Consider the following 15,018-nt stretch of genomic DNA (forward strand, 5'->3'; position numbering starts at 1 on the left):
AGAGTCGCAGGTTCAAGCCTCAGTATCTGCTAGCCAATCAGACTCGCTGGTACAAGAATCAGTCTCAGCAAGTCAATCAGATTCATTAGTTCAAGCTTCTGCTTCGACAAGCGAATCGGCTTCAACTTCTCATGTCGTAGCTGCATCGCAGGTTTCAGAGTCTGGATCGTTCTCTCGATCCGTTTCTGAGAGTCTATCTGCTTCACAATGGACATCCCATTCAGAATCTCTAGCATCAACATCTGTTTCAAAATCAGACTCCTATAGCCAATCAACTTCGCTCCTTTCAGCAAGCGAATCGGCTTCAACGTCCATGCCAGTATCTGAATTTCCTTTGACGAGTGTTTCAGATTCTATAAGCGCATCATCAACAGAGAGTCAATCCTTATCGCAGGAAATTTCTGAATGGATCAGTGTGTCTTATGCGTCAAGTTTCTCTGCTGTGACAAGTTCTTCGGAGTCTGTCGTGTCTTCGTTAGACACCTCTTACTCAGAATCTCCATCAGATGCAAGCTCGCTAAGTGCGACACGTTCTTCAGGACCTGCTCTTCCAGAGACAGGTGCCCATCCTTCATCTAATATTCTTGCTACAGGAGCTTCCATTCTTCTGTCTGGATTAGCCCTTTTAGGAATTCGGAAAAAAGATGGCAAATAAAACCTTAAAAGACCGGAATGAACCGGTCTTTTATTGATCTAGAATGTCTAAGAAGTTGGGAAATATGTTATAATGAATGAGGAAGTTTTCGTTGAGGGATATGAAAAAGGTTACTTTGTGAAAAGCTCTGTTTGCCTTCATATCTTCAGAAAATATGGGATTAAAAAAGAAGAGTCAGAGGAAAGAGATGAAAATCCATTTTACAAATCTATTTGGGCAATCTTCGAAAAGTGTTGCCCTGATGGCACAAAACGATATTATGAATGTCGTTCGTGAACTTGGGGTTAATGAATTAGGGATCTACTTTTATGATCATAGCAATGAACCAGCTAGCGAATTGAACTCGCGAATGGATGGGATTTTAGCAGGCGTTGCTTTTGGGGATATTGTCTTCGTTCAATCTCCTTCTTGGAATGGAATTGAGTGGGACCGCCGTTTGGTTGATAAGTTAAAACTCCTTCAAACCAAGCTGGTCATGTTTATCCATGATGTTCCACCACTCATGTTTGAGAGCAATTATTACCTAATGCCCAACTATATCGACATGTACAATCAGAGTGATCTGGTCGTTGTTCCGTCAGAGCAAATGTACCATCGTCTAGTATCAGAAGGACTCACAGTGAAAAAATATGTGGTCCAAAAGTTGTGGGATTTGACCCATAGTTTGGACCTCTATACTCCGCAATTTGAGAAAAAACTGATCTTCTCAGGAAATCCTTCACGTTTCCCACATATCATCGACTGGAAATATGATACACCCCTTCATGTTTATACCGAACCAGTTGAAGGAGTTGATTATTCCAAGGTCCATATTGAAGGGTGGCGAACTAAGCAAGAGTTGCTTTTGGAGCTTTCTAAGGGGGGGTTTGGGCTGGTCTGGGGAAATTCAGAGAACCCCGAGGATGAGCGAGATTACTACAAAGAAAATATTTCCTACAAATTATCGACTTACTTATCCGCAGGTCTTCCGGTAGTCGTGCCAGACTATTTGTCAAATGCAGACTATATTCGAGAAAAAGGGCTTGGCTTTGTAGCATCCAGTCTTGAAGAAGCTAATCGTCTGGTTCAAGACTGCACAGAAGAAGCGTATGCCCAAATGGTCCAAAAGGCTCACTATACTTCTTATTTGATCCGCAATGGCTATTTTACAAAGAAATTATTCGTCGATACCATCATGGCTTTAGGAGAATAATGTCCAAGTAAACCAGATTCTTCAGATAAACATCTGAAGGATTTTTTGTTGAATACGGTACCAAATGGGGAATTTGAAATATTATCAAATATTAGTGACAAATGAGTTTGGAAAAGTCGCAAATTATGGTAAAATAAGTTGAGATAAAATGCTCTAAAGGCACATATTTAAAGGCTGTTTCCCTGGTGGAAGAGTCAAAATGAGTAAGAGAAAGTTTAAAAGAAATGTTAAAACGATCTGAAGTAGGAAAGAGATTTTGTTGGACGATATTTTTCGTCTTTATTTATGTTTTGGGAAGTAAAATTTCCCTGCCTTTTGTTGACTTATCAAAGGCCTTGAGACTCAATGAGGGAACGACAACGGGCTTGCAGCTCTCAAGCGCTGTGATGGGGGGAAATCTCCGCGGGATGTCGATCTTTTCGATCGGTCTATCCCCATGGATGTCTTCCATGATTTTGTGGCGGATGTTTACCGTTTCAAAACGCTTTAACCTCGAAAAAACCAGCACGGAGATAGTGGAGCGGCGAAAGATGTACGTGACCTTGGCGCTCGCCATCGTCCAGTCTTTGGCAGTGGCCATGTATCTCCCCTTGAAGACAGGGTTGAACCCCGGACTTGTCATTGCGGTCAATACCATGATTATGGTAGCCGGAGCCTTCTTTTTAGTTTGGCTCTCCGATCTAAATGCCGCTTTGGGCCTTGGAAGTTCTGTTGTGATCATGATGGCTGGGATGGTTATGTACCTGCCAGAAGATGTGATGCAGACCCTTTCAAGTGTCAATAATATCCCAGAGATCGCTTATGTTCTGGGCGTGATTTTTATCTTGATTTTTGTCTATGTGGCAGTCTTGGTGGAATATTCCAAGTACCAGATTCCTGTCAATAAATTAGGGATCCACAACAACTTGAAAAGTTATACTTTTTTGGATATCAAGCTCAACCCAGCAGGAGGGATGCCCTTTATGTACGCCATGACCTTGGTGTCCATTCCTCAGTATGCCATGCTCTTGATCTTGTCTATGGATTCCAATGCCAAGTGGGCTGCTCGTTTAGCCAAACACTTGGTGATGGGAGATCCGATTTGGATCCTTCTTTACATTCTGATGATCGCCCTTCTCTCTTTTGCTTTTGCCTTTGTCAATGTAAACGGAGAAGAAATTGCAGATAAGATGATGAAGGCTTCCGAGTATATCGATCATGTCTATCCTGGAGCAGATACACGTCGCTATATCAATAAAATTGTGCTACGCTTGACGGTTTTTGGGACCTTGTATCTGATCCTCTTCACGGCGCTTCCTTTTTCTCTCCTGTTATGGGATAAGGATCTCTTGCGCTTGACCATGATTCCAGGAACCTTCCTCATGTTTGTCGGGATGATTTACAATATCCGAGAAGAAATTCGTGCCCTTCGTGTGAATCAACGTTATACAAGAATATTCTAGGAGTAACCATGTATTATTTTGTACCAGCCTGGTATGGAACGGACCGCATCTGGCAGCAAACAGCTACCCCTTGGTACTGGATGCGAGAGTCCATTGAATTTGACGATACCATTAATCAAGTTCGTATTTTTCAAGAAGCAGAAATGGATCGGATCTTATTGTTGCCTCAATATAGTCCACAACTGCGCTATTTTTTGCACCGCCAAGATTTGTTAGAGACAGATGTGCTTTCGATTTTTGATAAGATCCAACAGGTTCCGTCTGATTTGGCTATGCGCCCAGTTCAGCTTCAGGACATCGAATGGCCGAGTGAGACCACTTTTTCCTATACTCCCTTTTTGGTGATGGCATTTCGTAAGGGCCACCACCTAGCGAAAATTGATATGGGAGTGGATGGGAACCTTCTCTCTTTGACCCGTTATAAGAATGACGAGATCAGCTACATCGAGTACATAGATGATCGTGGCTTTATCTCTAGTAGAATCTACTACAATGAGGGAAAACCCTATTTCCAAGAGTATCTGAGTTTTGATGGGCAATGGGTTTTGAGAGAGATGTTGATCGAAGAGAACCACTCCGTCATGGTCAATGAAGCTTTCTTTCATGCCTTCAAAAAAGAAAGCTATGCCAATATGGGAGACGTTGTCGCTGAAAAAATGAAGGAACAGCTAGCAACCTTGGTTCCAGGACGAGATCAGTTGGTTTTGGCAGCTCATCCAGCAAATTTGGCCTTTTTACAAGATACAGCAAGTAGTGTCAAGAAAGTCTTGTCTTTCTACGGGGATCGCCAGCCCTTGTCTGCCGAAAACTTTGCCCTCTATTTTGATATGATTGATGCCCAGCTCTTGATCACAGATAGTGAAAAAACCAAAGAAGCGATTGGGGTCTTTTCTCCTAGCTTGGCTCAAAAGACACACCGGATTACCTCTTTTGACTCCCGCCTCCGTTTGGGATCTAGTCAGGAGCGCAAGGAATCGAAGATTTACTTTTACGTCAATGAAGCTGAGCTTCCAAGTAAGAGCCAGCTCAAGAAGGTTCTGGAGGTCTTGGCGCAACATCCTTTATTTGAAGTTGTTTTTGCATTTTACAATGGATCACCGGAGCGTGTTAAGGAATTAGAAGGGCAACTCGAGGAATTGATCGCTAGCGAGCAGGACTTGCATCTGGTTCAATCACCAGCCCAAATGGAAGGGCTTGGGGAAAACCAGATTATCGATGAAGAGTCCGTACAAGACGCACCGGATTATCGCTTTGTAGTTAAGAATTTTTCAAATGAAAATGACATTATTCAAGAATTGGGAAAAACCCGCTTGATTGTAGATTTAAGCGAGGAACCCAACCTCTACACGCAGATTGCAGGGATCTCTGCTGGGATTCCTCAAGTCAACCGCGTCCAGACAGAATATGTTGATCATTTGAAAAATGGCTATGTCTTATCAAAGGGAGACAAGGAATTAGAGAAGGCGATTACGCACTTTTTATTGGAATTGAAGCCTTGGAACGAAGCCTTGGTCTACTCGATTGAAAAAATTCAAGAATACACCGGTCAACGCTTGATCGAGAAATGGGAAGGATGGATGAAAGAACGTCATGGATAAAAAACTACAAATACCCCATATTCTCCAAATCGGCTCAAGCAGTTGGCAGGATCAAGTGGAGCTTCCTGCTGGTCTAGGCTGGCACTTTTTTCAAGCTACCACTCTTCCATCGCTCAAAGAGTATATGGAAGAAGAGGAAATCTCCAAATTCAAAGCCTTGATTCTGGAAAAGCCAGAAGATTTATTAGCTTTAGGAGAAGACCTGGCTTATTTCCAGCCTTATACTGTTTTTTATGATCAAAGCCGTAAGCTAGAGGCACCTTCTGCAGAATTAGCTCACCTCTTAAGGCTTAAACAAGCGAGACCCTGGGATTTCTCGAACAAGCATCAATTTCTCTATATTTTAGACCGCTTTTTATACGACAATCAATACGGAGATGCCTTTACAGTTCGTGACCTGCAGGTGAGACCTGATTTTGCTGGTCAGCAAACAGTCTTGGGGCAACATTTCCTCAAGCTTGACGGAGCATACGGGGAAGAGTTTACGCCGATTGCTCAGTGGGTTTACAATTATGTGTATGACGCTAGCCGCCCCATCAATTTTTGGTTGGAATACGAAAAAGATCCTAGCTGTCAGCTACAACTGCGGATCCAATTTTACCGCTATGGAGCTTTGGATGATTGGGTCAAAGATGTGGTCTTTTCAGAAGAAGAGATGCAAGCGCCCTTAGAATTGGATGGAGCAGAACCTTATTATCTAGCTTTTTCGCTGGAGGCAAAAGGAGAGGGGACGCTTACGATCGGAGCCTTACATAAGCGCTTGTCACATGGTCCTTTAGGAGAGATGACAGTAGGAGCTAAGACGCTACGGGACCACAAACGTCAAGAAATTTTTGCTTATTTCCATCCTGGCGATATGAAGCCCCCTTTAAACATTTACTTTTCTGGGTATCGTCCAGCCGAAGGATTTGAAGGGTTTGGGATGATGCGTGCGATGGGTAGTCCCTTTATTCTCTTTTCTGACCCAAGACTGGAAGGTGGATCCTTTTATATGGGCTCAGAAGAATTAGAAAATCAAATTACAGCCTTTATTGATCAGCACTTGGACTTGCTCGGCTTTGAGCCAAAAGATATGAATTTCTCAGGCTTGTCCATGGGGACCTTTGGTGCCCTTTACTATGGTGCCCTTTATTCTCCTCATGCGATCTTGGTCGGAAAACCCATTGTCAACCTGGGGGATGTCGCTGCCAATCTGAAATTTAAACGTCCAGATGAGTTTGGAACATCCCTAGATATGATGCAGTTGATCATTGGTCAAGTGTCGCAAGAAGGGATCGGTCAGCTGAATCAACGTTTCTGGGACCGGTTTAACCAGGCAGATTTCAAGGATACGATTTTAGCCCTTGCCTATATGAGGGATGATGACTATGACCAGCAGGCTTATCCAGATATTTTAGAGGCCTTGTATGAATTGCCGGTTCGTATTATCAGCACTAGCCGTGCCGGTCGACACAATGATGCGAGTGGTCCGATCATTGAGTGGTTTGTGACCCAGTACAAAGAAATCATGGAAAGAGACTTTGGAAGAAACCAATGATAAAAATAAAAGAAAATGAAAGCAGACGAATCTACTGGGGCGATACTGTTCTAGCAGATTATCTTTGGGGGTCGACCATTCAGGCGACTGCCCAAGGAAGCGTTCAGTTTCAGAACCCCCTCATGCCATCTGGTCAAGTGCTGAAAACTTGGCATTCGCAGACAAATTTTGGCGCAACTCGTCAAATTCCGAGTCTGCCCCTGCTCAAAAGAGAGCAAGATTATGAACTGGTTATCACGATGGAAGCGACTCCCGCTCATACCGTTATGGTAGAAATCATCTTTAAAGATCGCTTTGGAGAGGTCGTTGGCCGTCGAGTAACCGCAGAAGGTCGCTTGCCGTTTACCTATCCAGATCAAGCATACGCCTATGAAGTACGCTTGCTCAGTGCAGGTTTGCAAGAGTTTACCTTCCACTATTTCACGATTCAACCAATATCGTCTGAGGGAGCAGAAGTTCTCGAATAGACGAACATCACTGCAAAAAAAGAGGATTACATTGGATTACGTTAAATTAAGAAACATCAAAAAAATCTTAAAAGAAGTCAATAGCTGGAAGGATGACATGGCCCGCTTGACGGATCGACAACTACAGGAGAAGACTGTGGAATTTCGGGAACGTCTAGCTAAGGGTGAGACCTTGGATGATCTCTTGCCGGAAGCATTTGCGGTTGCGCGGGAAGCTGATAAACGGGTCTTGGGCATGTTTCCTTATGACGTGCAAGTCATGGGAGGAATTGTCCTCCACCAAGGCAATGTCGCTGAAATGAATACCGGTGAAGGAAAGACCTTGACGGCAACTATGCCGGTTTATCTCAATGCCTTAGAGGGCAAAGGGGTCATGGTTATTACGACCAATACCTATCTGGCAACTCGGGATGCAGAAGAGATGGGACAGGTCTACCGCTTTTTGGGCTTGACTGTTGGAGTTCCCTTGAAACAATCAGAAGACGAAGAATTAGATCCAGAAGTCAAACGGGAGATTTACCGGTCAGATGTCATTTATACGACTAATACTAGTCTGGGCTTTGACTATTTAACAGAGAACTTGACGGCTTCTGCAGATGGCCAGTTTTTAGCAGACTTCAATTACGCCATTGTCGATGAGATTGATTCGGTGCTTCTAGATAGTGCCCAGACTCCCTTGATTATTTCTGGTTCTCCTCGGGTTCAGTCCAACCTTTATGGGATTATTGATACCCTGATCCAAACCTTCAAAGAAGGGGAAGACTTCAAGTTTGATGAAGAAAAGAAACGAGTTTGGTTGACTCGAAAAGGAGCTCATGCAGCAGAAGCCTTTCTAGCCATTCCCAACCTCTATGATCCCCAATACCGTGACTTGGTCCGCCATATCAGCCTAGCCCTGCAGGCCAATAAAAACTTTATTAAGGATAAGGATTATGTCATTCATCCCAATGTTGAAGGGCAACCGGAGATTGTCTTACTAGACCAGGCGACGGGTCGCTTGATGGAAATGACCCGCTTGCAAGGAGGACTCCACCAGGCGATTGAAGCTAAAGAGGGTCTCAAGCTGACCCAAGAAACACGGGCCATGGCTTCTATTACTTACCAAAACCTCTTTAAGATGTTTCGGAAGTTGGGTGGCATGACCGGGACTGGGAAGGTCGCTGAGGCAGAGTTTCTTGATACCTATGCCATGTCAGTGATCAAGATCCCAACCAATCGTAAGAAGATCCGCAAGGATTTGCCGGATGAAATCTATCAGACCTTGCCGGAAAAAATCGTGGCTTCCCTGGATTATGTGAAGAAGGTCCACGAAAAGGGCAATCCGATCCTGGTCTTTGCCGGATCCGTTGAGATGTCGATTCTTTATTCGAATCTTCTTTTGCGGGAAGGGATTCCTCACAATCTTCTCAATGCTAACAATGCTCCTCGAGAGGCCCAGATCATTAAGGAGTCTGGTCGAAAAGGTGCTGTGACGGTTGCGACCTCAATGGCCGGTCGGGGAACCGATATCAAGTTGGGACCAGGAGTCGCTGAGTTAGGTGGCTTGGTGGTTGTTGGGACTGAGCGGATGATGAACCAGCGGATTGACCTTCAAATTCGTGGACGTTCAGGTCGTCAAGGAGATCCCGGTTTGACCAAGTTCTTCGTCTCTTTGGAAGACGATTTGATGAAAAACTGGGGGCCAGACTGGATCCAGGATACCTATCAAGACTATGATGTGGATGAGCGGATTGGTTCAGCCAAAGCTCTGACCAAGCGCAAGTATAGAAACTTGGTGGAACGGGCCCAAAATGCTAGTGAAAGTTCTGGTCAGGCCAGTCGTCGGATGACGTTAGAATTTGCGGAAAGCATGAACATTCAGCGTGCCATCGTCTACGAAGAGCGCGACCGCTTGATCAAACAAGAAGGACGCTTGGATGATATCGTTGAAAAAGTGCTTCGTTCCGTCTTTTCAAGTGTAGCCCATAAAAAAGAATACAAGGAACCGGTAGCTTTTTATCGCTATATGTTAGACAATGTTAGTTACCAAGTGGATCCGGAAAAGGCCCACCAAACCTTCCGTAGCAAGAAAACCAAAGAGAATTTCTTATGGGAGATTGCTAAAAGCGAGTTGGAAGCTAAGTATGAGATCTTAGGCACCGATGAAGTGATCGCCCAATTCCAGCGCATGGCCATCCTAAAAGCTATCGATGAAAACTGGGTCGAGCAGGTAGACTATCTGCAACAATTGCGCATGGCGCTCTCTGGTCAGTACACCAGTCAGAAAAACCCTTTGGTAGAATTTTTCCAAGAAGCCTACCAATCCTTTGAACGAATGAAAGAGGCGGCCAAAGAACAAATGGTCCGCAATCTCTTACTGAGTCGAGTAGAAATCAATAAAAAAGGGGAAATTGTCTTGCATTTCCCATAAAAGAGGACATTATGACAGTATACAATATCAACCTTGGAATCGGTTGGGCCAGCAGTGGTGTTGAGTATGCCCAGGCCTACCGTGCCCAGTTGTTACGCAATATCCATCAACCAGCCAAGTTTGTTTTTATGGATATGATCTTAGCCGATAATATCCAGCATTTAACAGAAAATATCGGTTTTAAAAATGATGAAATCATCTGGCTCTATAGCCATTTTACAGATATAAAAATTGCGCCAACGACCTATACCATTGATCAGGTCTTAGCAGGTTTTGCCGGAAAACCGACTCGGGAAGAAGTCGACGGCAAGATCAAGCGCTTCTTTTATGAGGACCAGGACAATTTTTTGACCTGCTACCTGCGCGAAGAAAACAGTCCTTATGTCGAACGCTGCGAGTACGTGTCTAGAGGGATTTTGGTGAGAAAGGATTATTTCTCCTATACCCGCTATTGTACAGAGTATTTCATTCCTAAGAACAACCAAGCCAACTTGATTGAGCGCCGCTTTTACAATGAAGACGGGACGGTTGCCTACAGCATGCAGATGGCGGATGGCCGCGAAATCTATCGTTTCCCAGATCGCTATCTAGTTGGTCGCCAAGAATTGATCCGCTACTTCATGCAAACCCTTCAATTGACCAAACAAGATCTGGTGATTTTGGATCGGGAAACCAATATCGGTCAGCCTATCTTTGAAGAAGCGCAAAAAGCCCGCCTGGGTGTGGTCGTCCATGCAGAGCACTTCAGTGCCAATAATGTTGACGATCAGTATATCCTGTGGAACAACTACTACGAGTACCAATTTACCAATGCTGACAAGGTGGACTTCTTTATTGTTGCGACCGACCGTCAAAAAGAAATCTTAGCCGAGCAGTTTGCCAAATACACCAACCATCAGCCAGCCATCTATACCATTCCAGTTGGGAGTCTTGCAAGCTTGCCACAAAACGAAAATCGCACCCCATTTTCTATGATTACTGCCTCTCGTTTGGCGACAGAAAAGCATATTGACTGGTTAGTGCGAGCAGTGGTTCGCGCCAAAAAAGAATTGCCAGAACTGTCTTTTGATATCTATGGAAAAGGTGGAGAAGAAGGCAAGCTGCGTTCTCTGATTGATGAATTGGGGGCGGCAGACTATATCCATCTCAAAGGGCATGCCAATCTAGAGAAAATTTATAAGAATTATGAGGTTTACCTGTCAGCGTCGACTAGTGAAGGCTTTGGGTTGACCTTGATGGAAGCGATTGGTTCTGGACTTCCGATTATCGGTTTTGACGTTCCTTATGGCAACCAGACCTTTGTCACAGAAGGGGAAAATGGCTATCTCATTCCGCCTTCAGCAGATCAAGTGGTCGACCAGATCGCTGCTGCCTATGCGGAAAAAATGATCCAGCTATACAAAAAAGATGATCTAGCCAGCATGCGTCAAGCATCTTATGCGCGTGCAGAAGACTTTTTGACCAGCCGAGTAGAAGAAGCTTGGGCACAATTGATAGAAGAGGTGACACATGCTGAACGTATTTGATAGTTATTCTCGTGAAAGCCAAGACTTGCTCCACTCCATGAAAGAGTCTGGCTTTGACCACCCGACCGTTGTTTTGGAGCCAAATGGTTTCTTACCAGACGGTGTCGAGTCTCCATTTATCTATTTCTTAGGACAAGCAAAAGGAGAGAAGCGCGGACGCTACTTTAATGAAGTTCCAGTGCCTGATTTCTGGGAAGTTTCTGGGGATAACAGTTCGGGAAAAGTGACCTACTATGGTCAGGAAAAAGCTCGAATTGTGTACCATGCTGCTTCCTATAAACGCATCGTTGAGCGCTTAGAGTGGTTAGATGACAAAGGGCAAGTGGTCATGGTTGAGCACTATGACCAATACGGTCGTAAGATTGCTGTAACGACTTGTGGTGATCAAGGTCAGTATTTGGTGACTACTTATTTTGAAGGGGATACCGAGCGCTTGACAGAAAATCACCAAACAGGGGATTTGATCTTGACCTTGGACCATCAACCCATGCGGATTTTCAAGAATCGCTTAGATTACTTTGCCTTTTATCTAGAGTATCGTGGTTTTGATCTAGATGGTTTGGTCTACAATACGCTGGCTACCTCCTTTAGCATTAGTCTCCAGCTAGGCAATAAAGGCATCAAAGGACGCGACGTCTTGGTGTGGCAGGAGCCTCTTCACGACAGTCTTCCGGGGAACATGCAGTTGATTCTAAAGAGCCCAGAAATCCGGACCAAGAAGATCTTGATTCCGCAAAACGCGACCTATCATCGTGCTTTGCAGTTGACCTCGCAAGATCAGCATAGCTATTTTGGTCCCCTTGGCTACCTGTATGATTTCAAGGTGAAAGACGATATCCGTAAAGACGCCTTTGTCTTGACCAATTCGGATCAGATTGAAGCCTTGACCTACCTAGTAGAGAGCTTGCCAAATGTGACCTTCCGTGTAGCAGCTTTGACGGAGATGTCTGCGAGCCTCTTGTCTATGGTCCGCTATCCAAATGTGGTCTTGTACCAAAATATCAGTCAAGAGCGGATCAAAGAGTTGCTTAAGGTCTCTAGTATTTATCTGGATATCAACCACTATGCAGAGGTACAAGGCATTGTTCGCAAGGCCTTCGAACACCAGCAAGTCATCCTTGCCTTTAGCCATACCCTGCATGACCGCCACTTCCTCGCACAAGCCAATATCTTTGATCAAGGAAAAGAAGCAGATATGGTGGCCCGTATCCAGGAAATCTACCAATCTGTGGATAACTACAGAGAAGCCGTTGCGCAACAAATTGCTCAATCAAGTAGCGTTGAGCCAGCTGTTTTCAAAGCTCGCTTGCAAGAAGGGATAGGTGGACACAGTGAGTGATCGTAAGAAAGATTTATTTTACAAAGAAGTAGAAGGAAGGATGGAGTCTCTCAAACGCCGTCCTGCCGAAAAAGAAAAGACGACACGTTCTGAAAAGATCAATGTTACTTTTAATGTGATCATTGGTTTGGTGATTCTGCTGGGAGTTATTTTTACCCTCTTCAGAGTGTTAGGAGGATCCTAAGATGGAAATGGTATTTGCAATCGGGATCTCGATCTTATCCCTCGCTCTTGTGGTTCTGATCACCTTGCAGCCTCGCCAACAACAATCGCTTTCAACAGATGCGACCAGTAACCTAGGAAAGCCAAGTTACTGGCGCTCCCACCGTGGACTCAAGCTAGCGACCCTCGTTGTTAGTATCGTCTTTCTCGTATCCTTATTTCTTTATATGATGGTCGTACAGGCCTAGTTTCTAATAGAATGGATAAAAAGAAGTTGGTATTCTCCAACTTCTTTTAGAATGTAATCCATCTGTTTCTTACATAATGCAACCTAAATGATACTTAAAAAATTAAAGAAATATCTACAATTTGAAGAGGCTGGGACAAAAGTCCTAGCCTCTCAATTATTTTTGGTTTGTCGAGCAAGACGCAGTGGTTGAGCGAGCTCTACTACACTGGTTTCATCAGCTTTTACAGCCCTACTCAACTGTGCGGAGGTGTGACGACGAAATCGAATTCTAACGAATGACCAATTTCTGTCCCACTCTCTATTTTATCCTGCTTCCTTCTCTTTTATGGTATACTGAAAGCGATAAAATGATTGGAGCTTCCGATGAAAAAGATCCCCTTAGTATTTTCAGGCTGTCTGTTAGGACTGGTTGGCGCTGGAAACCTTCTTGCAGACTCGCTACCCTTCCTTGCTCACGCCTTTAGTCTGACAGGTTTGTTCTTCTGGTTTTTCTTTGTCGTTTATCATGCGATTCGCTGGCAAGAAACCAAGATAGAATTCCAACAACCAGCCCTTTTATCTGGGATGGCGACTTTTCCCATGGCAGGGATGATTCTATCCACCTATCTTTTGCGCCTCTTTCCCGCCTTTGGAGGTCTATCACAGTTGGTCTGGTGGTCTGCCTTTCTCTTGGATCTGGGTTTAATTCTCTATTTTACCAAGACCCATGTCCTAGCGCGACCAAGAGCCAATGCCACTCCCAGTTGGACCGTTCTCTATGTGGGCATTGCAGTAGCAGCCTTGACCTACCCTGTTGTAGGAATCAGGGAGATTGCTTATCTCGCTTTAGTGATTGGTTTTGGTTTGACCTTTCTTCTCTACCCAGTCATTTATTTTGATGGGAAAAAGCAGCCCTTACCCAGTCATCTGTTGGGGCAAGAAGGTATCTATTGCGCTCCATTTTCCCTTCTTTTAGCAGCTCTGATTCGTGTCGGTGGAGCAAGCCTTCCTACCTGGTTCTTACTGATCATGGTGGTGGCCTCGCAAGGTTTTTATTTCTTTGTTTTGACGCGCCTACCGAGAATGATCACAGAAGGTTTTCAACCTGCTTTTTCAGCCCTGACCTTTCCAACAGTTATCACAGCGACCTCCTTGAAAATGGCCCAAGGCTTGTTGCAACTGCCTTTCTTGACAGCTCTCGTATGGCTGGAAACTCTGCTTTGTCTCTTGATTTTAGTCGCGGTCTTAGGTGGTTATGTGGCCTATCTCAGAGAGTAGGAAGGCATCCTTTTTCATTGAAACCTTGTCACGATTATGGTAAGATGCACTATACGATTTGTCAGACTTTATAGGAAAGGTATCTATGAAATTCATCAAAGGAAAGCTCTCGCTGCTGTATCCCCTCTTTCTGCTCTTGTTTTATTTTTATGTTCGGCCTCAATTTCGCCCCTTGGCCCAGTATGTCTCCAATAGTGTAGCAAGCGCCAATAGCTATTATTGGACCTTATTTGGCCTAGAAGGCCTCTATGCAGTCTTTACAGGATTTTTGGTCTACCATTTTTCTAAAAAAGCGCAGTTTAAGCTGGGGAAGAACCCTCTTCAAGCTCTGATAGAAGCTGTTTTTGCGGCCTGTTTGGTTTACTGGTTGGACTACTTCATCAGTGGTTTTGTTCAAGGACGGGCAGCCGTTTTGAGTCTGTTTCCACGGGAAATTAGTCCCACGGGGGTGCTTATCCTGGTGATTGCAATGGTTATCATCCGGCCAGTGACAGAAGAGCTAATCTTTCGTGGAGCCTTGGTGAATGCCTACTTCAAAGGCTGGAAACTCTATGCAGAGATTTGGCTTCCAGCCCTTATCTACAGTGGCTTACATTTTCTCCACACTCCTTTTTCGCTAGGAGCCTCTATCCTCTATCTCCTGCCGAGTGTGATTTTTGGGACCCTGTATTATCGGAGCAAGACGCTCCTTGCTCCTATTTTGGCTCATATCTTGCTCAATCTCTACTACACCTTGCCTTTACTTTTATCTGTATTTAAGTAGCAACCGATTTCCTGAGTGAGATTGGTTTTTTTTGAAAATATGGTATAATAGAATAAATTTAATAGAGGGAGTTGAGGTTTGAAAAAAAGCTACCGCGTCAAACGTGACAAAGATTTTAATGCTATTTTTAAAAGTGGTCAAAATGTTGCCAATCGGAAATTCGTTGTTTACCGCTTGCGCAAAGACCAACCGCATTTTCGAGTCGGCCTGTCTGTTAGTAAGAAACTGGGAAATGCTGTGACCAGAAATCGCATCAAACGTTTGATTCGCCATGTTTTGATCAAACACCAAGCCTTCCTTACGACCGATGATTTTGTTGTCATTGCTCGTAAAGGAGTGGAGGAGCTCGACTTTCATCAAGTAGAGAAAAATCTTGTACATGTCTTAAAATTAGCGCATGTCTACCAAGAAAGGGAATAA

The 15,018-nt window shown here is 44.3% G+C and carries 14 protein-coding genes; all 14 read left to right on the top strand.

What is annotated here, in order from left to right; translation table 11 throughout:
* The coding region (locus HMPREF2918_RS11420; protein WP_218108099.1) for an LPXTG cell wall anchor domain-containing protein at positions 1–655 on the top strand (655 nt) is incomplete at its 5' end.
* Between the two features lie 187 nt (positions 656–842).
* A complete protein-coding gene (locus HMPREF2918_RS02145) occupies positions 843–1,847 on the top strand; it encodes a sugar transferase (RefSeq protein ID WP_070594465.1) in 1,005 nt (334 codons plus the stop codon).
* 224 nt (positions 1,848–2,071) lie between these two features.
* Positions 2,072–3,289, top strand: coding sequence for an accessory Sec system protein translocase subunit SecY2 (secY2, locus tag HMPREF2918_RS02150; RefSeq protein ID WP_070594466.1), 1,218 nt, complete (start codon positions 2,072–2,074; stop codon positions 3,287–3,289).
* 8 nt (positions 3,290–3,297) lie between these two features.
* Positions 3,298–4,887: an accessory Sec system protein Asp1 gene (gene asp1, locus HMPREF2918_RS02155; protein WP_070594467.1), complete on the top strand. Its 1,590-nt coding sequence runs from the start codon at positions 3,298–3,300 to the stop codon at positions 4,885–4,887.
* On the top strand, positions 4,880–6,424 hold the full coding sequence (gene asp2 / locus HMPREF2918_RS02160; RefSeq protein WP_070594468.1) for an accessory Sec system protein Asp2: 1,545 nt from the start codon (positions 4,880–4,882) through the stop codon (positions 6,422–6,424). Before asp1 ends, asp2 begins: the two co-directional genes overlap by 8 nt.
* Complete coding sequence (asp3, locus tag HMPREF2918_RS02165; RefSeq protein WP_049491737.1) at positions 6,421–6,891, top strand: accessory Sec system protein Asp3; 471 nt, start codon at positions 6,421–6,423, stop codon at positions 6,889–6,891. The genes asp2 and asp3 overlap by 4 nt, the downstream gene beginning before the upstream one ends.
* A 25-nt stretch (positions 6,892–6,916) precedes the next feature.
* A complete protein-coding gene (gene secA2, locus HMPREF2918_RS02170) occupies positions 6,917–9,301 on the top strand; it encodes an accessory Sec system translocase SecA2 (RefSeq protein ID WP_080934963.1) in 2,385 nt (794 codons plus the stop codon).
* Positions 9,302–9,312: 11 nt separating this feature from the next.
* Positions 9,313–10,827: an accessory Sec system glycosyltransferase GtfA gene (gene gtfA, locus HMPREF2918_RS02175; protein ID WP_070590199.1), complete on the top strand. Its 1,515-nt coding sequence runs from the start codon at positions 9,313–9,315 to the stop codon at positions 10,825–10,827.
* A complete protein-coding gene (gtfB, locus tag HMPREF2918_RS02180; RefSeq protein ID WP_070594469.1) occupies positions 10,811–12,166 on the top strand; it encodes an accessory Sec system glycosylation chaperone GtfB in 1,356 nt (451 codons plus the stop codon). The genes gtfA and gtfB overlap by 17 nt, the downstream gene beginning before the upstream one ends.
* Positions 12,159–12,350: an accessory Sec system protein Asp4 gene (gene asp4 / locus HMPREF2918_RS02185; RefSeq protein WP_003003066.1), complete on the top strand. Its 192-nt coding sequence runs from the start codon at positions 12,159–12,161 to the stop codon at positions 12,348–12,350. The genes gtfB and asp4 overlap by 8 nt, the downstream gene beginning before the upstream one ends.
* A 1-nt stretch (position 12,351) precedes the next feature.
* Positions 12,352–12,576, top strand: a complete 225-nt coding sequence (locus HMPREF2918_RS02190; protein ID WP_003003038.1) for an accessory Sec system protein Asp5 — start codon at positions 12,352–12,354, stop codon at positions 12,574–12,576.
* Between the two features lie 365 nt (positions 12,577–12,941).
* Positions 12,942–13,835, top strand: coding sequence for a TDT family transporter (locus tag HMPREF2918_RS02195; protein WP_070594470.1), 894 nt, complete (start codon positions 12,942–12,944; stop codon positions 13,833–13,835).
* An 85-nt stretch (positions 13,836–13,920) separates the two neighbouring features.
* Entirely contained in the window at positions 13,921–14,598 is a 678-nt protein-coding gene (locus tag HMPREF2918_RS02200; protein WP_070594471.1) for a CPBP family intramembrane glutamic endopeptidase, read from the top strand.
* A gap of 78 nt (positions 14,599–14,676) precedes the next feature.
* Positions 14,677–15,018, top strand: coding sequence for a ribonuclease P protein component (gene rnpA / locus HMPREF2918_RS02205; protein ID WP_003002960.1), 342 nt, complete (start codon positions 14,677–14,679; stop codon positions 15,016–15,018).

This window comes from Streptococcus sp. HMSC065C01 (assembly GCF_001813525.1).
GTDB classification, from domain to species: domain Bacteria; phylum Bacillota; class Bacilli; order Lactobacillales; family Streptococcaceae; genus Streptococcus; species Streptococcus parasanguinis_V.